Raw genomic sequence first — 19,492 nt, forward strand, 5'->3', positions numbered from 1 at the left:
CACGATGTGCGGAAGGTTACTGAGGGTTTCGACATTGTTCACAACGGTGGGCTTGCGATAGAGCCCGGACGTGGCAGGAAACGGGGGTTTCAGCCGTGGCAACCCCCTTTTGCCCTCCAACGATTCCAGCAGGGCAGTCTCCTCTCCGCAGATGTAGGCGCCAGCGCCTCGATGTGCGTGGAGGTCCAGACTAAAGCTGCTCCCCAGGATATCCTTTCCCACGAGACCACGGGCAGTCGCATCCCTGATCGCCTGCTCGAGGATACGTGCCCCGGCAATGAACTCGCCCCTGATATAGATGTAAGCGGTCCGGCACCCGATAGCGAAGCTTGCCAGCAGGACCCCCTCGATGAGCTGGTGCGGGTCCCGCATGATCAGCTCCCGATCCTTGAACGTCCCCGGCTCGCTCTCATCGGCATTACAGACGAGATACTTGGGCAGCTCCGGATCCTTTGGGATAAAACCCCACTTGACACCGGTGGGGAAGCCTGCACCACCCCGCCCCCTGAGCCCGGATCGCTTGACCAACTCGATCAGGCTGGTGGGCGTATGCTCTTTGAGCGCCTTCGCAATGGCCTGATACCCTCCAGTGGCCTCGTACTCCTCGAGGGCCCCGCGATACCCCGGGATCTCAAATCGCTTCGTGAGGATCTTTTCGTACATACGCATTCAGCTTTCAGCGGTCAGCTTGCAGCAAAGAGGATGACGGCTGATCGCCGACCGTTGATTGCTTGCGGAGCCCTTCCACCAGTTCGGCAATATCGTTGGGCGAGACCGGACCGTAGTAATTCGGCCCCACCTGGATCGCCGGTGCGAGCCCACAGGCCGCAAGACATTCAACCCGCTTGATGGTGAACAGCCCATCGGGTGTCGTCTCTCCAACGCTGATCCCAAGCGCTTCTTCAAGACGCCGGATCACCTGTTCGGCCCCTAAGAGCGCGCAACTCAGGTTCTGACACACCCATATCTCGCGCCGTCCGCCCGGCTTCAGGCGAAACATGTCATAAAACGTGGCCACCTCCGCCACCTGGATCGGCGACAGATCAAGACGGGCGGCCAGCTCACGCATGGCGCCCTCTGTCAGATACCCCGTCTCCTCCTGGCACAGGTGCATCAGCGGCAACAGGGCGGAACGGCGATCGGGATATCGGGAGAGAATGTGTTGAATCGTCTCTTCGGTCACCGGTCCACCTCGCCGAGCACAATATCGATGCTGCCGATGATCGCCACCAGGTCGGCCACCAGTCGCCCCTCCACCATCTTCGGCAGCGACTCCAGGTTCACGAAAGAGGGTGTGCGAAAATGGACGCGATACGGTTTGTTGCTGCCATCGCTCACCAGATAGACTCCATACTCGCCCCTCGGCGACTCGATACTCTGATAGACCTCTCCTGCCGGCACCGCAAATCCCTCCGACCAGAGCAGGAAGTGATGAATGAGGGCCTCCATGCTCTGCTTGATCATCGGTTTGAACGGCGGGGTGAGCTTCGGATTGGCCACAGTAATCGGCCCCCCTGGAAGGGATTCCAGGGCCTGGCGAACGATGGCTACGCTTTGCTGCATCTCAAAGATGCGACAGAGGTATCGGTCGTAGACATCGCCGTGGGTCCCTCTGGACATCTCGAAGCGAAATTGCTCATACCCCGAATAGGGATTCGACTTGCGAACGTCCCAAGGAATCCCGCAGGCGCGGAGGCTTGGACCGCTTAAGCCGAGGTCCACAGCATCTTCCGACTTGATCACACCGACCCCCCTGGTCCGTTCGATCCAGATCGGGTTCTTCGTCAACAGCTCTTCGTACTCGGCCAGACGGTCGGGAAAGCTGGTGATAAACGACTGGACCGTCTTTTCGAATCCTTCCGGCAGGTCGGCAAACAGGCCGCCAATCCGGAAATAGCTGGACATCATCCTGGCCCCTGACACCTGTTCGTACATGTCCAAGATCGCCTCGCGCTCCCGAAAGGCATAGAGGAAGACGCTCATGGCCCCGATGTCGATGGCATGTGTCGCGAGCCAGACCAGGTGGCTGGCGATTCTGGTCAACTCCGTCAGCATGACGCGAATGACCTGCGCTCGCGGCGGAACCTCGATGCCAAGCAACTTCTCGACGGCCAGCACATAAGCCAGGTTATTGCTGAGGGGAGCCAGATAATCCATCCGGTCCGTGATGGGGATGACCTGCTGGTACCGCTTGCTTTCCGCGATCTTCTCCATCCCGGTGTGCAGGTACCCGATGTGCGGGATGCATCGGACCACGATCTCCCCATCCAGCTCCAGGACCAGACGCAGGACGCCGTGGGTGCTGGGGTGCTGAGGCCCCATGTTGATGGTCATGGTGCGACGTTCAGCCACCTGCCGCCCCCTCTTCCCACCATTTCGGTGAGGCCTGCACCGGATAGTCCTTTCGGAGCGGGAACCCCTCCCATTCCTCCGGCATGAGAATTCGTCGGAGATCGGGGTGATCCTCAAAGCTGATGCCGAACATATCGAACACTTCACGTTCGTGCCAATTAGCAGCGCCCCAGACGGACGTCACGCTGGGCACCGCCTCGCCCTCCTCAACCTGCACCTTCAGCCGGATCCGCCACTTGTACTGAAGAGAATAGAGATGATAGACCACCGCGAAACGTGGATGGCCCCCAAACCGATCGACCGCGGTGAGATCAGAGAGGAAATCGTACAGAAGGCCGGCATCCTCTTTCAGATGGCGACAGAGACGAACGAGGTCACCAGGCCTGACGAGGAGGGTCGTTTCGTCGCGAAAGCTCCTTGCTGAGAGGGTCGCCTCCTGGAATCTTTCCCGCAGCTTTGAAACGGTGAGGTTCTCCTCCGCCCCCTTCACGTGATCCATTCCAGGCCCCCCTTCTTCCAGACATACAGGAGGCCGATCAGGAGGATACCGAGGAAGAGAATCATTTCGATCAACCCGAATAGCCTCAGACTATTCAGGATCACCGCCCAGGGATATAGGAAGACGATCTCGATGTCGAAGATAATGAACAACATCGCGACCAGGTAAAACTTGACCGAAAACCGCCCTCTGGCGGAGCCCACCGGATCAATCCCGCACTCGTACGGGGCGAGCTTCGCGGCAGAAGGCCGCCGTGGCCCAAGTACGTGGGATACAAAAAGGGTCGCGAGGGCAAAACCGGCCGCCAGCAGGATCAGGATCACAATCGGTAGATACGAAAGAAGCACCGATTCCTTCTCCTTGGCGATCGGTTATCGCCCCGCAGCTCTACCCCTCGGCTATGCGCCGGGAACCACGTACTTGATGAAGGGATTCGCGAAGAAGATGATCAGGGCAACGAGCAGGACATAGATGGCCAGCGACTCAATCAGTGCGAGACCGATAATCATCGCAACCTGGATCCGCGGAGCCGCCGCCGGCTGTCTCCCGATCGCCTCCAGCGCGCTTACGATGGCTCGGCTCTGGCCGATTGCTGCCGCGCCCGAGGCGATAGCCATGGCAAATCCCCCCGTGAGGACCGACACGACAAAGAAGAGCGAACTGCCAGAAGCGGTTGAAGATTCAGGTGTGGCGGCTCCTTCAGCGGCAGACGCGACCTGAGACCCGAAAACAAGCAGAACCGTCACCAACAGTAGAGCAAACGCTCCTTTTGTGCGACTCATCGACACAACTCCTTTCAGTATGAGATGGGGTTAGTGGTGCTCCTCGTGCTCAGATTGAACCGCTCCCGCAATATACACCATGGACAGCATGACAAAGATGAAGCTCTGGACGAAACTGGTAAAGAGGCTCAGGGGCATCATAATGCCCAGATAGATGACATAAGGAATCACTAACCAGACCAACGACAGCAGGATACCAATGACGGCCTCCTCCCCGAAGATGTTGCCGAACAACCGGATCGAGAGAGAGATCGGTCTAGCGAGGTGGCCGATGAACTCGATAGGAAACATAATGGGGGCCAACCACAGGATTGGTCCACAGAAGTGGCGCAGATAGGCCACGATCCCATGCTCCCGTATGCCGAAGTAATTATAGGAGAGGAACACAGTGATGGCGAGAGCCGCGGTGGTATTAAGGTTCGCTGTTGGAGGCTTGAGGCCTGGAAGGGCTCCCAGGAGGTTCCCAACGAGAATGAAGAGGCCGGCCGTGCCGATCAAGGGAAGGTACCGTTTTCCTTTAGGCCCAATCATCTGCGTGAGCAGGTCCACGAACGTCTCAACAACAACCTCCATGAAGTTCTGTATCGGGCCAGGCACTGCCTCGAGTCGCCTCGTGGCCAGATACGACACGCCGACCAGGATCGCCATCACAAGCCAAGCCATCGCAATGTGCTCCGGCACCCAAGCCCCGGAAATCCCGATCACTCCGAGAAAATTAGGAATCTGAAAAATCGTAGGGTGATGCTCCATCACGCCTCCCCGTTATGGTGCGGACAATCAGATACGGGTCTCAAACAATCAGCTTCCCCAACGCTTGAGATCTTTCAGGAGATTGGCAAATCCCGCCGCGACCCCGAAGATGAAAAACAAGATTGTCAACCACGGCGACGTCCTCAGCCAGCGATCCAAGGCAATACCGATCGCGGCTCCGATCGCAATCGAAGCGGCAAAGGTAATCCCCAGTGAGCTCAACCCTGCGAGCTGACGCCACAGTCGAACCTGGTTGTCTTTCATCGTCCCACTGATGAACTTGATGCATCGCCTCTGTCGCGTTCAACCTCACTCTAGCCCTCCCCCTGTACCCTGTCAAGGCTCGCTCTCACCTCCTGAATTCTACCAGAGCCCGGCGACCGAGGCCCTAGCCAGATCCAGAAAGGGACCTGGGTAGATCCCGATAGCGATGGTGCCTGCCAGGGTCACCAAGAGCGCCAGCCGCAGAGGCCGAGAAGAACTCAGGGTCAGGCCCTGTGGCGGAAGGTCCCGCATGTACATCGCCATTACCACCTTCATGTAATAGAACAGCGAGATGGCTGAATTCATGACGGCAATGACCGCAAGCCAGACGTATCCCCGTTCGATGGCTGCACCGAAGAGATAGAGCTTCCCGACAAAGCCTGCGGTCGGAGGGACGCCCGCCAATGAGAGAAGAAAGATCAACATGGCGGCGGCGGCCATAGGGCTTCGCTGAGCGAGACCGGTGAAGTCGTCAATCCGTTCCCCCTTCACCTCCCCCACGCAGAGAAGAATCACCATGGCAAAGGCACCGAGCGTCATCAGGGCATAAATCAGGGTATACAGCAGCGTGGCTGAGATTCCGAGCTCCCGTCCCGCCACCAACCCGATCAGCAGGTATCCGATGTGGGCGATGGAGCTGTAGGCCAACATCCGTTTGATATTGCTCTGCACAACCGCCACCACATTCCCCACCGTCATCGTGATTAAGGAGAGGAGATAAAAGAGAAACGTCCAGCGATCCTGTAGTCCTGGAATGGCCACCAGAAAAACCCGCAAGAGGATGGCGAGACCGGCAACCTCTGAGGCCGCCGACAGGAGGGCCACCACAGGGGTCGGGGCCCCTTCATACACGTCGGGGAGGTACATGTGAAAGGGAACCGCCGCGATCTTAAACCCAAAGCCGGCCACCAGCATCACCATGCCCAGTATGAGCGCCGGGTTCGAAACCGCGTCCGCTGACAGCGTCGAGGCAATCTCTCTCAGACCGATGGTACCGGTAAGACCATACAGCATTACGATGCCATACAGCATAATCGCTGAGGAGAACCCTCCCATGAGCAGGTACTTCAGGGCGGCCTCGCTGCTTCGCTGCTCCCGTTTTAAAAAGCCGGCCAGGACATAGATGGAAATCGACATCGTCTCCAGACCGATGTAGAGAATCAGGAGGTCTACGGCGCTGACCATCAACATCATTCCCAGTGTGGCGAAGAGAATCAGCCCATAGAACTCCCCTTTTTCAATCCCTTCGCTCTTCAGGTAGCCGATCGACATCAGCAGGATGAGCGCGGCAGAGACCAGGAACACGATTTTGAAGAAGAACGCGAAGGGATCACTGAGGTATTGCCCACTGAAGGCAGGCTGCGTGACCCCCCATTGGCCAATCAGGGTCATGAAGGTAACAAGCACGCCAAGGATGCTCAGATACCCCAGCCAGTCTCGTCCGCCTTTGGGGGCAATGAAGTCAAGCATGAGGATCACCATGGCCACAAGGCTCAGGACTACCTCTGGCGAGGCCGTGGAGATGTCTGCCATGTTGAACACTTGAGTCATCGGGACCCTTCGGCCCGGCTCAGTACAGGCCCATGGACCGGCAAGACAGGCCCCTCGACATGGCTCAGCGTAGGCTCGGCAACGGCCTGCTCTTTATGAACCCGTGCCAGGATATAATTTACTGATGCCTCCGTCCGATTCAGGAAAGGGGAGGGGTAGAGACCGATCCAGAAACACAGGACGATGATCGGGACGAGAGTCGTCAGCTCCCTGAGACTCAGGTCGGGGAGATCCGCATTCTTCGGGTTCTCCAGCGCCCCGAACATGGTCCGCTGATAGAGCCACAGCATATAGGCCGCGCCCAGCACAATCCCGGTAACCGCAAAAGCGGCCCAGACATAATTGACCTTAAAGGCCCCAATAAGAATCAAAAACTCGCCGATGAAGCCGTTCAGTCCAGGAAGCCCCATCGAAGAAAACATAATGATGGCGAACAGTGTAGCGTAGACCGGCATCTGTTTCGACAAGCCCCCAAACTCCGAGATTTGCCTTGTATGCCGACGATCATAGATCAGACCAACGATCAAGAAGAGGGCTCCAGTCGAGAGGCCGTGGTTGATCATCTGGATGATGCTGCCCTGGACACCCTGGGAGTTCAGGGCGAACATACCCAACATAATGAACCCCATGTGGCTGACGGAGCTGTAGGCGATCAGTCGCTTCATGTCGGTCTGGACCATGCAGACCAACGCCCCGTAGATGATTGCGATGATCGACAGGATCATGATCATCGGAACGAAGTGCTGGGTGGCCTCCGGAAGCATCGGTAGATTAAACCGGATGAAACCGTATGTCCCCATCTTCAGGAGGACGCCGGCCAGGATGACACTGCCGGCCGTCGGGGCATCGGTGTGGGCGTCAGGCAGCCAGGTATGGAAGGGAAACATCGGAACCTTGATGGCAAAACCCAAGAAGAATGCAAGCCAAACTAGATCCTGAAACGAGAACGGGATACCCAGCAGCGTCACAATAGGTGTTGATGGATACGACAGCTTCATCAACTCGAACAGATCAAACGTATACGTTCCCGTCTGGGCGCCGTGATAAAAGTAGACGGACAGAATTCCCAGCAGCATGATAACGCCGCCGAACAGCGTATACAGAAAGAACTTGATGGCCGAATAGAGGCGACGGTCGCTTCCCCAGATACCGATCAGGAAATACATCGGGACCAGCATCACTTCCCAAAAGATGTAGAAGAGAAAGAAGTCCATGGAGAAAAAGACCCCGAGCATGCCCGTCTCCAGCATCAGAAGAAAGGCGTAATACTCCTTCAACCGCATACTGACCGATTCCCATGAGCAGATGACCGTGATGACGGAAAGGAAGGTGGTCAGCAAGACGAGCCATAGCGTGATCCCATCAAGGCCGAAGAAATAGGTCACGCCAAGGGTGGGAATCCATGAGACCTTCTCTACAAACTGCATCTCCGCAGTCGTCGAATCGAAGTAGACGGGGATCAACAGGGAAGCCAGGAGGTTGGCTATCGTGAAGGCCAGAGCGGTCCAGCGGATACCGCCCTTGCACTCCTTCGGGAGCAGCGCGATAAAGAACACCCCGACGAGGGGCAGGTAGGTCAGCAAGGATAGGATCGGAAACTGAAGAACATTCATGGGAACGACAGTCCTCCTGTCTCAAGTGCCATGTGCCGGGTTCCAGGTTCAGCTTCGCGGTTCCGGGTTCCGGGTTCTTGACTCAGAACTCGGTACTTTCTGACCGTGGCACTTGAAGCTGCTTTATATGAATAGATAGAAAACCACCATGCCAATGATGCCGAGCGCCATGGCCAGGATATAGTTCTGGATAGCCCCCGTCTGCAGCCGCCTGAGACTACTACTTCCGCCTTGGATCAGATCGGCGATGGCGTTGACCAGACCATCGACAATCTTGATATCGTTCCAGGACGAGATCACACACAACCGCATGGTCAGCCAGCTACTACCGTTGACGGCGCCGTCCACTACCTTGGCGTCAACTCCCCACAGGAAGCGGCAGAAGCGCTTGCCAAAATCGATGAAGATCGCTTGATACAGCTCGTCCACCCAATACTTGTTCAGCAGCAGACTATGGAGACCTTGTGCCTTCTCGGCCAGCGCCGCCGGTAGATCCGGCCGCCTGACATAAAACAGATACGCGAGGCCGATCCCGGCTAGCGCAACGGCCAGCGACACGGCGGCCATGACAATTTCCGACGCACCCTCCGCATGTTCTGCGCCCACACTCACCGCATGCTCCACGCCCGCTTCCGAGCCATGAGCCACTTCAAAGATCGGCGCCACGAAGCGATGATACAGCCCGTGGTCAGGAGGGAATCCGAGCGCCAGTCCCGCAACCACCGAAAGAACGCCGAGCACCAACAGCGGGTACGCCATGTTCGGCGGCGATTCGTGCAGGTGATGGGCAGTATGGTGGTCACCGCGAAAATGCCCCGTGAAGACCTGGAAGAACAGCCTGAACATGTAGAAGGCCGTAAGAAACGCGCCGATCAGTCCCAGGAGCCAGGGGATCGTGAGGCCACGCACAAAGGCATTGAACAGAATCTCATCCTTGGACCAGAAACCCGCCAGGGGAAAGATCCCGGCATTCGCCAACGAGGCCAGCAGGAAGGTCCAGGTGGTAATCGGCATCGCCTTCCGCAATCCGCCCATCTTTCTCATGTCCTGCTCGCCATGCAATGAGTGAATGACCGAACCGCAGCCAAGAAACAGGAGCGCCTTGAAGAAGGCATGAGTCCCGAGGTGAAACACCGCGGATGGATAGGCGCCGGCCCCGGCGCCCAGAAACATGTAGCCGAGCTGGGAGATCGTGGAGTAGGCCACAACTCGCTTGATGTCGTTCTGCACCAGCGCGATGGTCGCCGCGAAGACCGCCGTCAGCGCGCCGACCCAGGCCACTACTTCGAGGCTGAACGGCGCCAGATTGAACAGGGCGTTCGACCGGGCCACCATATAGACGCCCGCCGTCACCATCGTGGCAGCATGGATCAACGCAGAAACCGGTGTAGGGCCCTCCATGGCGTCTGGAAGCCAGACATACAGCGGGAGCTGGGCCGACTTGCCTGTCGCGCCCACGAACAGCAGCAGCGTGATGGTGGTGTAGATCCCCACGCCCAGCTCCGGATTGACGGCCGCGAATACCTCCGTGTACTTCAACGACCCGAAGGTGGTCCAGATAAAGAAGAGTCCGAGTATAAATCCGGCGTCGCCGATCCGGTTGACAACAAACGCCTTCTTGCCGGCATCGGCGGCCGATTTTTTCTCATACCAGAAGCCGATCAGCAGATACGAGCAGAGTCCGACCCCCTCCCACCCCAGGAACATCAGCAGGTAGTTGTTGGCCAGCACCAGCATCAGCATCGAGAACATGAACAGATTGAGGTAGGTAAAGAAGCGGGCGTAGCCCCGATCACCGTGCATATAGCCGATCGAGTAGACATGGATGAGGAACCCGACGAAGGTGACCACCAGCATCATGACGGTGGACAGCGGGTCGACCAGGAACCCGATCGGTATCTTGAGGTTGCCAACGTTCAGCCATGGATAGACGTCCCAATCGAGCGTCGCACCACCCAGCGTCTGAAAGAACACGACAAACGCCACAAGGCACGACAGCCCCGCAGCCGTGACGGCGATCAGATGGGCTCGCTCCTTGATCCAGGCACCGAACAGCCCATTGATCAGGACTCCGATCAGCGGCATGAGCGGTACAAGTGCAACCAGTTTCATATCCATGCTGGGATTACCATTTCATCAGATTTATTTCGTCTACGTTGATCGTCTGGAAGTTCCGGTACAGTCCGAGGATAATCGCCAGTCCCACCGCTGCCTCTGCCGCCGCCACAGTAATGACAAAGATGGCAAAGATCTGTCCCTGCAGCAGCGGCTGGGGCAGATAACGGGAGAATGCCACAAAATTCAGGTTGACGGCATTGAACATCAGTTCCAACGCCATCAGGATTCCGATGGCATTGCGGCGGGTCAGGGCCCCAAACATCCCGATGCCGAAGAGCAGCGCGCTGAGGATCAAGTAGTACGACAGTGGCACCATCCGTCAGTCCTTCCCCCGCTCGCGTCGGGCCAGGATGATCGCGCCCACCATGGCCGCCAGGAGGAGGAGCGATACCACCTCAAATGGCAGGACATAGGTGGTCAGCAGGAGCCTCCCGATCGAGGCGGTATTATCTGGCATAGTCAGGGACGGCACCAGATCGGGAAAGCCCTTCAAGTTGGCGAAGACCATAAGTCCAATGATAGCCAGGGCCACCACTGCGCTGATCCCCACCTGCTCGTTCATAATCTTGACCCCGCTGGCCGAGATCCGACTGGTCAGCATGATAGCGAACAGCAGGAGGATGGTGATCCCGCCCACGTACAGCAGCACTTGCGCGGCCGCCAGGAACTCGGCATCGAGCAGGACGAACAGCGCCGCCACGCCGAAGAACGCGAAGACCAGTGCGATGGCGCAATGTACGATGTTTCTGGCCAGGACCACCAGAAGGGATGTCCCCACGGTGAAGGCCGCCATGAAGAAAAATACGACTTGGGTCACGGTCACGAGCGCAACTCCACCATGCTACCCTCGCAGCACCAGGATCAATCCGGTAATCCCCATATTCAGAAACGCCAGCGGCAACAGAAACTTCCAACTCAGGTTCATGAGTTGATCGACTCGCAGCCTGGCCAGCGTCCAGCGCAGCCACATCATCACAAAGATGAGGAAATAGGTCTTCAGAAGGAACCAGAGCCACCCCGGCAGCAGTGGCCCATGCCAGCCACCCAGGAACAGCGCAGCGGCGATGGCCGACACCGTGAACATATTGGCGTACTCTGCCAGAAAAAAGATCGCGAATCGCATTCCGCTGTATTCCACATGAAAGCCAGCCACCAGTTCCGACTCGGCCTCAGGGATATCAAAGGGCAACCGGTTACACTCAGCGATGGCCGCAGTGACGTAAATGAGGAACCCGAGCAATTGCGGAACCACAAACCAGACCTGCTGCTGTGCCTCCACAATCCGGGTCATGCTCATGGAGCCGACCGTCATGATGACCCCGAGGACTGAGACCACAAGAGGAACCTCGTAGCTCACCGCCTGTGCCGCGGAACGGAGCGCGCCGAGGACTGAATACTTGTTGTTGGAGCTCCAGCCGGCCATGATGATTCCCACCACCGTCAGGGATGAGATCGAAAGATAGAAGAGTACGCCGATATTCAGGTCGCTGACAATGAGGCCGGGACCGAACGGGATGATGACATACGCGGTGAGCGCAGCCGCAAAGACCACCATCGGCGCCAGGGCAAACACCAACCGGTCCGCCCCATCCGGGACGATATCCTCCTTGATGAGCAGCTTGATCCCGTCAGCAATACTCTGGGCCCAGCCGTGCCAGCCGCCGACCCGCATAGGCCCAAAGCGGACCTGGATGTGCGCGCTGATCTTCCGCTCCCACCAGACCATGAACATGACGGAGACGGCCGTGAAGATGAGCACAACGGTAGCCACCACCACCATCACAATCAACTGAGGGATGAACAGTGGCAGCCCACGGGTCTCAAAAACGCTATAGAAGTTTGCCAGCAAATCTTCCATACTTACACAGATTCCAGGTTTTGGAATTGGGGTTTCGTGACTCGAAACTCGGAACTCGCCACTCGAAACTGCATTGCTAGCGATCCACCTCGCCCAGCACGATATCGATGCTCCCCAGGATGGCCACGACATCAGCAACAAGACAGCCTGTCCCGATGACGGGAAGCACGCTCAGGTTGACAAAGGCCGGAGAGCGGACCTTGTATCGATACGGCTTCTCGGAGCCGTCAGATACGAGATAGAATCCCAGCTCGCCCCTTGGCGACTCTACCCTGGTATAGATGTCTCCAACGGGCGGCTTCAGCTTTTTCGGCATCTTCCCGATAATCTCACCGGACGGCAGGCCACGGAGGGCCTGCTCAACAATCTTCACACTCTCCTCCATCTCGATGCGTCTGACCATATACCGGTCCCAGACGTCGCCGGAGGTGCCCACCGGGATGTCGAATTCGAAGCGATCGTAAATGGAGTATGGATCGTTCCGGCGCAGATCCCATTTGATCCCTGAGGCGCGGAGCATCGGCCCGCTGATGGCATAGTCGATGGCGGTCTTGGCGTCGAGTTTCCCGAGGCCCTGCACCCGCTTCTGGAAGATGATGTTATCGCTCATAATCGCGTCGTACTCGGGGAGGCGCGGTTTGAACCATTCCAGAAAGGCCTGACAATCCGTCACGAAGGAATCGGGAAAGTCCAACGGCATCCCACCGATCCGGTAGAACGCGTAGTTCAATCGCTGCCCCGAAACCGACTCGAAGAGGTCCAGGATCTTCTCCCGCTCTCGGAAGCAGTACATGAAGATCGTGAAGTTGCCCAGGTCGAGACCGAAGGTGCCCAGCCAGATCAGGTGGCTGGCAATTCGTTGCAACTCCCCCAGGATCACCCGCATGTACTCAGCCCGTTCCGGCACCGTAATCCCGACAAGCCGTTCCACCGTCAGCACATAGCCGAAGTTGTTATACATGGAGGCAAGGTAGTCCAGTCGATCGGTATATGGAATGATCTGGGTGTAGGTGCGGTTCTCGCCGATCTTTTCGTGGCAGCGGTGCAGGTAGCCGAGGTACGGGATGATCTCGGTCACAACCTCGCCATTCAGCTTCAACATAAGGCGGAGCACGCCGTGTGTACTGGGATGCTGCGGCCCCATGTTGACGTACATCTCCTCCATCGTCTCATGGGAGGGCTCAGCAATCTCTATCTCTTGCGGATTCATCTACCCACCTTGCCTGACATTATCGCTACACCGGCTCGTACGGAACGAGTCGCTCGTCTTGGTAATCCTTGCGCAGCGGATACCCCACCCAGTCCTCGGAAGTCAGGATCCGTCGAAGGTCAGGATGACCATCAAAGCGGATTCCCATCATGTCGAAAGCCTCCCGTTCGTGCCAGTCTGCCGTTCCCCACAGCGGCACCACGCTTCGGATGACCGGATCTTCCCGCGGCATCCGTACCCTCACCAGGACCTTCGTCGGCTGCGACAGGGAGGAGATGTTGTAGACCACCTCGAGTTCGCCGCTCGCGATCCGATCTACAGCACTCAGACAGTTCAGATAGTCGAACCCTATCCCCTTGAGCGCGAGGAGGATCTCATAGCCCTTCTCCCGATGGATGTCCATTCGGGCCTCGCCACCCTTGGCCTCTGAAGCCTTGACGGCATCGCCAAACTGCGACTTGATGGTTTCAATGACCTCTTCCGGCGTCATCAGACCCACTCCAAGGCGCCCTTGCGCCAGGCATAGGCGAAACCGACCAACAGAATGGCAATGAATACCATCATCTCCATAAAGGCAAATAGTCCCAGCTTCCGGAAGACAACCGCCCACGGCAGCAGGTAGATTGTCTCTACCGCAAAGATCACGTATACCAACGCATACAGGTAGTACCGAACGTGAACGCGGATCCAGGAGGCGCCGACCGGGTCTTCTCCGCACTCATACGTCGTCAACTTTTCGCGTTGAGGATTGCTTGGGCGGAGCAGTCGGGAAACGACGTCAACGTTCACTACGACGAAGAGCAGCCCGACTATTAAGAAAATGCCCACTACTGCATAATCTGCTGCCATTATCACCACCTACATGAGAAGCATGCATCCGACGTGGACGAGGCGTGTGTGACGACTTAGCCTCGTGGAGGGGATCGCCGGGGCCGATACATTTTGTACAAGGCGACAAAAAAAAGGCCCCGCGCAGGGCATCCTGAAGAGTTTGCCGACTGTTCGCCGCAGGGGCTTTCAAGATTCTACTATCAACTTCGTGAAATTTTTAGCATACCCTCCTACATCTGTCAATGAGAAAAGCGCATCATTTTTAGCGCACTGCGCCAGCCGGCTTCGCGGACCCTGACGCCTTCGTAAAGCCTCTAATATAGGCCACTAGGCCCTTGATCTCTGGGTCGGTCAGCTTTAGCCCAAACGAGGGCATTCCCGACTTACCACCCGCCTTGATAGTCTGAAAAAGGGCGTCATCGGACCGTGTTTGCATATAGGCCGAATCGGCCAAGTTGGGCATCTTCATCATAAAGAAAAGCATCTTTGCCTGCATTCCATTGCCTTTACCGCTTTCACCGTGGCATCTGACACAATTCGTCTCGTAATTCGACTGAACACTTGGCGCACCTAGACTCTCAGCGCCGAATGCGGGAGAAGTCCCCACGATAACCAACATCAATACTGCTAATAACCACTGGCAACGAAGCCGGAACAGGATCAAGGTCAGCAACTCAACAGCCCTCCTTCAATTCGAGTGATTGATTTAATGTTGGCGACAGCGAAGCGCAGTCAGAGCATCTTTTGCAGCCAGAAGGGTCGATTCAATGTCGGCGGCGGCATGAGCATCGGAAAGAAAGGCGGCCTCGAACTGAGAGGGTGGGAGATACACTCCCCGCTGCAGCATGGCCCAGAAGAACGCTGCGTAACGGTCTGTGTCAGCGGTCCGAGCTGTCTGGTAGTCGATAACAGGCTGCTCAGTGAAGAAGGCGGTACACATCGAGCCGACCCGTTGGCACTGAAGCGCGATACCCTCCTGTGCCGCCAACTCCCGCAACCCGGCCTCCAACTGCTTCCCTTTGGTCTCAAGCCGCTCGTAGAATCCCGGCTCGTCGAGAAGGCGAAGGGTCTCGATGCCGGCCCTCATGGCGAGGGGATTGCCGGAAAGGGTCCCGGCCTGATAGACGGGTCCCAGGGGGGCGACCTGCTCCATGACGCTGCGCGGACCACCGTACGCGCCCACCGGCAGGCCTCCGCCGATGATCTTGCCGAGGCAGGTCAGATCCGGTCGAATGCCGTAGAGGGCCTGAGCGCCACCTTTGCCCAGCCGGAATCCGGTCATCACCTCGTCGAAGACCAGCAACGAGCCGTGAGCGGCGGTCATCTCTCGCAACGCCGTAAGAAACCCCGGTTTCGGAGGAACCACCCCCATGTTGCCGACCACCGGCTCCACGATGACGCAGGCAATCTCGTTGCCCATCGCCTCGAAAGCCGACCGGACGGCATCAACGTTATTGTACGGAAGCGTCATCGTCAGGCGGGCGAGGTCAGGCGGAACGCCGAGGCTGTCCGGCACACCAAAGGTCATGGCGCCGGAGCCGGCCTTGACCAGGAGGCTGTCGGCGTGCCCATGGTAGCATCCCTCGAACTTGACGATCCGATCGCGCCTTGTGACGCCGCGGGCCAGTCGAATGGCGCTCATGGTCGCCTCGGTCCCGGAGTTCACAAACCGGACCAGCTCAATCGAGGGGATCGCCTCGACCACCATTTGGGCCAGTATCGTTTCCCAGGGGGTCGGTGCACCATAGCTCACCCCCAGTGCTGCCGCCTCCTGGATCGCCTTCACGACGGCGGGGTGGGCATGACCAACGATCATCGGCCCCCAGGAGCCGACATAGTCGATGTAGCTCTGGCCATCGACGTCGTAAAGGCGGCAACCGTGGGCTCGCTCGATCACCACCGGCTGTCCGCCCACAGCCTTAAACGCCCGCACGGGGCTGCTTACACCTCCCGGCAGGAGGCGCACGGCCTCTTCAAAGAGCGCCTTCGATCGTGGACCGGTCGGCGTCTGACGCACAGGCAGGCCGGTCACGGTCTATTCTCCAGCAGGCGCGCGGCCTCCTTCGCGGCATAGGTCAGGATCAGGTCGGCGCCGGCCCGCTTGATCGACGTCAACGTCTCCATTAAGACTCGCTCTTCATCGATCCACCCGAGCCGCCCGGCCGCCTTCAGCATGGCGTACTCTCCGCTGACGTGATAGGCCGCGACCGGCCCACCAAACTCCTGTTTCACACGCCAAAGGATATCCAGATACGGCAAGGCCGGCTTCACCATCACAATGTCCGCTCCCTCTTCAAGATCAAGCCCCACCTCTCGAAGCGCCTCGTCACTGTTGGCCGGGTCCATCTGGTAGGTGCGGCGATCGCCGAATTGAGGGGCCGAGTCAGCCGCCTCGCGGAACGGGCCATAGAAGGCGCTGGCATACTTGGCCGAATAGGCCATAATCGGCATATCCTCGAAACCCTCCTCATCCAGTACCTCTCGGATGGCTGTCACCCGACCATCCATCATGTCGGAGGGCGCAACCATATCGACGCCGGACTCGGCATGGGAGAGCGCTGTTCTAGCCAGCAGCTCCAGCGTGGGATCGTTCTTGACCTGACCCCGCTCCACGACACCGCAGTGGCCATGGCTGGTGTATTCGCATAAACAGACATCTGTAATCACCAACAAGTCGGAGACGGTGTCCTTGACCGCCCGCACCGCCTGTTGAACGACCCCATCTTCAGCGTAGGCCTCAGAGCCCACAGCATCTTTCGCGGTCGGGAGGCCAAACAGGATGATCCCTGGGATGCCCATCGCGGCTACTTCTTTCGCCTCCTTGGCCAGTTCATCCACAGAAAGGTGGAAACAGCCCGGCATCGAAGAGATCTCCTGACGCACGCCACGCCCGTGAACGACAAAGAGTGGCTGAATCAGATCTTCAAGACGCAGATACGTTTCTCGTACCAACCGGCGAAGGGTTTCATTCTGGCGCAGGCGCCGTGGCCGAAATACTGGATAGTACATGGCTCCTCCTCGAAGGCGCGGGCATTGTGGGGCGGTCGCCTTCTTCTGCAGATCATTCTACCCGCGCCCCCCATCTCGGTCAACTGCCTTCAGCGCCGCAGGTACTGGGCTCCTCGCTCTGGAGGTGGAGGGGCCCCGCCGGTCAGCAACTCAAAGAAGACCTCGACGCTGTTCTCCGAACTGCTTCTCCCCGGCACCTCCGCACGGTTGAGGTAACGAAGCCCTACCATCCAGCAACAGGTGGCGTAGGTCACGACAACATTATTCTCCAGGCTTTTATCTCTTCGAGGATCATAGCGACCGAGGTAGTTGACGGCAACGCTCTTGAGCGGCGTGAGCAGTAACCGGCCAATAATGCCAGAGGTCTCGCGATCGCTAAACGGACCGGGCTGCCCAGCCGTTGCTCCACCGCGGATGAAGGTATGGGCCAGTTCCACCCGCCCATACTCCGGATAGGCAACCCTCACGCCGGCCTCAATCCCGTCCACCCGATTCCTTTCGGTGTTGATGGCGGTGACCCCATAGAATGTCAGATCTCGCAAGGGAGAGGCGCGGAGGTCAGCCACTAGGTTTGAGAGGCGACGCTCCCGCACTCGCGAGAAACCGTTGCCCAAGTCTACCGCAGTCTCCTCACGGACCGCCTGATCGATCCGTTCCGGCGTCAGCGCATTGAGAAACAGATTGGAAAAGGTTCGCGTTCGTCGATTCAGATTGACGCTCTGGCTGAGTGAAAGGGAGACGAGTTCATGAGTCCGGATGGACCCGTCATCCTCTTTGAGTTTGGCCAGCAGGCGGTTTGTCAGAGAATAGGTCACCCTGTTCTGCGAACTGACAAAATCGACGTTATCGAACTGCGGGATCCTCTGCTGACCTACCGCATTGATATACCAGTAGCTGAGACGCGGCTCGAATAGATGAACGAGTCGATCGACCCGCGTCCCTGCTACCTCAAACCCTCGGAAGAATCTGGCCTGAAACTCGTTACGAGCCTCAAACAGCTCCCGGCTCGTGCCGCCCGCTCCCCCATCTGAGTGTTTTGTGTACGCGGTCTCCCGAAAGCCGGCCGAGGGCGTCATAGTGGCCCATGGCAGCAGGCGCCACGGGAGTGAGAGCTTTGGAAACAGATCGACCCGGCCGCTGTCCGGAGTCTCTTTCCGCTGCAGATAGGTCCCGGAGAGCTGCGACTCCAGAAGGATCGGCGAGCCGAACAGATGTTGCGGAAAGGCGGAGAGACTCAGCGCGGGTATCCGGCTCAGGCGACTGTCGTTGGTGCCCGGCTCAAGGGTGCGGGCATCATCAAGCAGAAACTGGAGGCCATAATTCGGCCACAGTTGTGTGAGAAAGACTCGCGAGTTAGTAAAGTTCGCAGTCCTTAGATCAGACGGGGTCTCGGGAAATCTTCGCTGAATCCGTCGGTCGCTCACGTAATTGATGTCGCTCTTCAGGCTCAACTCCGGATTCCATTGCTGATCGTGGCGGGCGGTGATGGTCGCTCGCACCTCGCTCTGCACCTCACTCCGCCGATCCTGGATCACCCGGCCATCCACGAAGCCACTCGCCTCCGGCCCCAGAACGTACCTGTAGGTGGCCTGGCCCTCAACGCCCTGCTTGGTCCGGTAGACCCCAGTAAAGGTCAGGTCCTGGGATTCATCGATGGCCCAGAAGAAAGGCTGTCTATAGGTGAACCCTGACAAACTGCTGGTGCCGACACTGGGGATAAGAAGGCCGGTGCGTCGCGGTCCGATAGGGTAGATGAGATAAGGGACAGGAGGTGAGGGTAGGCCACGGACCCAAAACGACGCCCATTTGGCCTCAAGATACTCGTCTTGTTCGATCACCGCCTCTTTTGCTCGGATCTCCCAATCGACACTGCCGGATTCGGGCTGGCAGATGCGGCAGGTAGTCAAGCTACCATGGACCAGCCGATACCTGCCCTCCCCTTCTTTGTGGATCTCGACGCCTTGAAAGGTGGTCGCCGGGGGGATCGCCCCTTTGGCCTGATACATGACACCCATATTGGTACGGTAATGGTATTCAAGTCGATCGCCATCCAGACGGCTTGCCCCATCGACAAGTTGAACACGCCCCTTGGCCCGGATGACCTCCTGAACCTGATCCAACTCGACCTCATCGGCTTGAAGGATGCGGTTCTCCATCTGGATCCGGACGTCACCTCTCGCGATAGTAAGCTTGTCGCGATCGCGGCGCTCCATCTCATTCGCCTCGATCCGAACGGTCGATTTAAGTTCGTTAAGCTTCTCAAGGAGGTCTCCGGATCCTGTGTCCTCGGCCGAAACCACAGGCGTGAAGTAAGGGAGGGTAAGGGCGAAGAGCGTCAACAAAACAGGCAAGAGGTATCGTGGCATCGGCAAAGACCTCGTGAAGGGCCTCAACAGACCTTCGAAGGGCACGACTTGCCCTTGCCCGAACCAGGGCACAGCAGGCAGTTCCCTAGGACCAGCCTGACCGAAGGCGCCTTCGCCTTATATCAGAGCGTCGAATCAAAGGCAAGAGGTTTTGCAAGGGGCGAGTAGAGTTATCATACATGGGTAACACTCCCCCCTGTGGTAGAAGAGTGGTGGTCGTCCAACTCGTCCACCCAACCAGGAAGGAGGTTACCCGTGCCACACCTTATCAGGGAACAGCGCATTCGAC

Annotated in this window: 20 protein-coding genes and 1 pseudogene; all 21 read right to left on the reverse strand. The window is 58.0% G+C overall.

What is annotated here, in order from left to right; translation table 11 throughout:
- Positions 1-663 (reverse strand): annotated as a pseudogene (locus tag PHV01_RS11660) (NADH-quinone oxidoreductase subunit F); the annotation flags it as partial.
- A gap of 13 nt (positions 664-676) precedes the next feature.
- Positions 677-1,183, reverse strand: a complete 507-nt coding sequence (locus PHV01_RS11665) for an NAD(P)H-dependent oxidoreductase subunit E (RefSeq protein WP_337291335.1) — start codon at positions 1,181-1,183, stop codon at positions 677-679.
- Positions 1,180-2,334, reverse strand: a complete 1,155-nt coding sequence (gene nuoD / locus PHV01_RS11670) for an NADH dehydrogenase (quinone) subunit D (RefSeq protein ID WP_337291353.1) — start codon at positions 2,332-2,334, stop codon at positions 1,180-1,182. Before nuoD ends, PHV01_RS11665 begins: the two co-directional genes overlap by 4 nt.
- A 10-nt stretch (positions 2,335-2,344) precedes the next feature.
- Entirely contained in the window at positions 2,345-2,851 is a 507-nt protein-coding gene (locus PHV01_RS11675; RefSeq protein WP_337291336.1) for an NADH-quinone oxidoreductase subunit C, read from the reverse strand.
- Positions 2,839-3,198 (reverse strand): NADH-quinone oxidoreductase subunit A, encoded by a 360-nt coding sequence (ndhC, locus tag PHV01_RS11680; protein ID WP_337291337.1) that lies wholly within the window; start codon positions 3,196-3,198, stop codon positions 2,839-2,841. The genes PHV01_RS11675 and ndhC overlap by 13 nt, the downstream gene beginning before the upstream one ends.
- Positions 3,199-3,249: 51 nt before the next feature.
- Entirely contained in the window at positions 3,250-3,468 is a 219-nt protein-coding gene (atpE, locus tag PHV01_RS11685; protein WP_337291354.1) for an ATP synthase F0 subunit C, read from the reverse strand.
- A 195-nt stretch (positions 3,469-3,663) separates the two neighbouring features.
- Positions 3,664-4,383 carry a F0F1 ATP synthase subunit A gene (atpB, locus tag PHV01_RS11690; RefSeq protein WP_337291338.1) on the reverse strand — a complete coding sequence of 240 codons (720 nt, stop codon included), beginning with the start codon at positions 4,381-4,383 and terminating at the stop codon, positions 3,664-3,666.
- 48 nt (positions 4,384-4,431) lie between these two features.
- A complete protein-coding gene (locus PHV01_RS11695; protein WP_337291339.1) occupies positions 4,432-4,647 on the reverse strand; it encodes an AtpZ/AtpI family protein in 216 nt (71 codons plus the stop codon).
- 99 nt (positions 4,648-4,746) lie between these two features.
- Positions 4,747-6,180 (reverse strand): NADH-quinone oxidoreductase subunit N, encoded by a 1,434-nt coding sequence (locus tag PHV01_RS11700; protein WP_337291340.1) that lies wholly within the window; start codon positions 6,178-6,180, stop codon positions 4,747-4,749.
- Positions 6,181-6,194: 14 nt separating this feature from the next.
- On the reverse strand, positions 6,195-7,811 hold the full coding sequence (locus tag PHV01_RS11705; protein WP_337291341.1) for an NADH-quinone oxidoreductase subunit M: 1,617 nt from the start codon (positions 7,809-7,811) through the stop codon (positions 6,195-6,197).
- 123 nt (positions 7,812-7,934) lie between these two features.
- On the reverse strand, positions 7,935-9,929 hold the full coding sequence (nuoL, locus tag PHV01_RS11710) for an NADH-quinone oxidoreductase subunit L (RefSeq protein WP_337291342.1): 1,995 nt from the start codon (positions 9,927-9,929) through the stop codon (positions 7,935-7,937).
- A gap of 7 nt (positions 9,930-9,936) precedes the next feature.
- Positions 9,937-10,245, reverse strand: a complete 309-nt coding sequence (nuoK, locus tag PHV01_RS11715) for an NADH-quinone oxidoreductase subunit NuoK (protein WP_337291343.1) — start codon at positions 10,243-10,245, stop codon at positions 9,937-9,939.
- A 3-nt stretch (positions 10,246-10,248) separates the two neighbouring features.
- Positions 10,249-10,752, reverse strand: coding sequence for an NADH-quinone oxidoreductase subunit J (locus tag PHV01_RS11720; RefSeq protein WP_337291344.1), 504 nt, complete (start codon positions 10,750-10,752; stop codon positions 10,249-10,251).
- An 18-nt stretch (positions 10,753-10,770) separates the two neighbouring features.
- Positions 10,771-11,787, reverse strand: a complete 1,017-nt coding sequence (gene nuoH, locus PHV01_RS11725; protein WP_337291345.1) for an NADH-quinone oxidoreductase subunit NuoH — start codon at positions 11,785-11,787, stop codon at positions 10,771-10,773.
- A 76-nt stretch (positions 11,788-11,863) separates the two neighbouring features.
- The gene (locus PHV01_RS11730) at positions 11,864-12,997 is read right to left on the reverse strand and encodes an NADH-quinone oxidoreductase subunit D (RefSeq protein WP_337291346.1); all 1,134 of its coding nucleotides are present in this window, start codon (positions 12,995-12,997) and stop codon (positions 11,864-11,866) included.
- A gap of 25 nt (positions 12,998-13,022) precedes the next feature.
- A complete protein-coding gene (locus PHV01_RS11735) occupies positions 13,023-13,487 on the reverse strand; it encodes an NADH-quinone oxidoreductase subunit C (protein WP_337291347.1) in 465 nt (154 codons plus the stop codon).
- A complete protein-coding gene (locus PHV01_RS11740; RefSeq protein ID WP_337291348.1) occupies positions 13,487-13,846 on the reverse strand; it encodes an NADH-quinone oxidoreductase subunit A in 360 nt (119 codons plus the stop codon). Before PHV01_RS11740 ends, PHV01_RS11735 begins: the two co-directional genes overlap by 1 nt.
- 244 nt (positions 13,847-14,090) lie before the next feature.
- Positions 14,091-14,501, reverse strand: a complete 411-nt coding sequence (locus PHV01_RS11745) for a cytochrome c (protein WP_337291349.1) — start codon at positions 14,499-14,501, stop codon at positions 14,091-14,093.
- Between the two features lie 33 nt (positions 14,502-14,534).
- Positions 14,535-15,860 carry a glutamate-1-semialdehyde 2,1-aminomutase gene (gene hemL, locus PHV01_RS11750; protein ID WP_337291350.1) on the reverse strand — a complete coding sequence of 442 codons (1,326 nt, stop codon included), beginning with the start codon at positions 15,858-15,860 and terminating at the stop codon, positions 14,535-14,537.
- A complete protein-coding gene (gene hemB, locus PHV01_RS11755; protein WP_337291351.1) occupies positions 15,857-16,837 on the reverse strand; it encodes a porphobilinogen synthase in 981 nt (326 codons plus the stop codon). Before hemB ends, hemL begins: the two co-directional genes overlap by 4 nt.
- A gap of 89 nt (positions 16,838-16,926) precedes the next feature.
- The gene (gene lptD / locus PHV01_RS11760; RefSeq protein WP_337291352.1) at positions 16,927-19,203 is read right to left on the reverse strand and encodes an LPS assembly protein LptD; all 2,277 of its coding nucleotides are present in this window, start codon (positions 19,201-19,203) and stop codon (positions 16,927-16,929) included.
- Positions 19,204-19,492: the final 289 nt, after the last annotated feature.

Source organism: Candidatus Methylomirabilis sp. (assembly GCF_028716865.1).
Lineage (GTDB): Bacteria > Methylomirabilota > Methylomirabilia > Methylomirabilales > Methylomirabilaceae > Methylomirabilis.

Bases quoted from the DNA above. Each gene is read 5' to 3' on its own strand.
- nuoD (WP_337291353.1), bottom strand. From the start codon at position 2,334: ATGACCATCAACATGGGGCCTCAGCACCCCAGCACCCACGGCGTCCTG.
- PHV01_RS11675 (WP_337291336.1), bottom strand. From the start codon at position 2,851: ATGGATCACGTGAAGGGGGCGGAGGAGAACCTCACCGTTTCAAAGCTG.
- atpE (WP_337291354.1), bottom strand. From the start codon at position 3,468: ATGGCTATCGCCTCGGGCGCGGCAGCAATCGGCCAGAGCCGAGCCATC.
- atpB (WP_337291338.1), bottom strand. From the start codon at position 4,383: ATGGAGCATCACCCTACGATTTTTCAGATTCCTAATTTTCTCGGAGTG.
- PHV01_RS11695 (WP_337291339.1), bottom strand. From the start codon at position 4,647: ATGAAAGACAACCAGGTTCGACTGTGGCGTCAGCTCGCAGGGTTGAGC.
- PHV01_RS11700 (WP_337291340.1), bottom strand. From the start codon at position 6,180: ATGGCAGACATCTCCACGGCCTCGCCAGAGGTAGTCCTGAGCCTTGTG.
- PHV01_RS11705 (WP_337291341.1), bottom strand. From the start codon at position 7,811: ATGAATGTTCTTCAGTTTCCGATCCTATCCTTGCTGACCTACCTGCCC.
- nuoL (WP_337291342.1), bottom strand. From the start codon at position 9,929: ATGGATATGAAACTGGTTGCACTTGTACCGCTCATGCCGCTGATCGGA.
- nuoK (WP_337291343.1), bottom strand. From the start codon at position 10,245: ATGGTGCCACTGTCGTACTACTTGATCCTCAGCGCGCTGCTCTTCGGC.
- nuoH (WP_337291345.1), bottom strand. From the start codon at position 11,787: ATGGAAGATTTGCTGGCAAACTTCTATAGCGTTTTTGAGACCCGTGGG.
- PHV01_RS11730 (WP_337291346.1), bottom strand. From the start codon at position 12,997: ATGAATCCGCAAGAGATAGAGATTGCTGAGCCCTCCCATGAGACGATG.
- PHV01_RS11735 (WP_337291347.1), bottom strand. From the start codon at position 13,487: ATGACGCCGGAAGAGGTCATTGAAACCATCAAGTCGCAGTTTGGCGAT.
- PHV01_RS11740 (WP_337291348.1), bottom strand. From the start codon at position 13,846: ATGGCAGCAGATTATGCAGTAGTGGGCATTTTCTTAATAGTCGGGCTG.
- hemB (WP_337291351.1), bottom strand. From the start codon at position 16,837: ATGTACTATCCAGTATTTCGGCCACGGCGCCTGCGCCAGAATGAAACC.
- lptD (WP_337291352.1), bottom strand. From the start codon at position 19,203: ATGCCACGATACCTCTTGCCTGTTTTGTTGACGCTCTTCGCCCTTACC.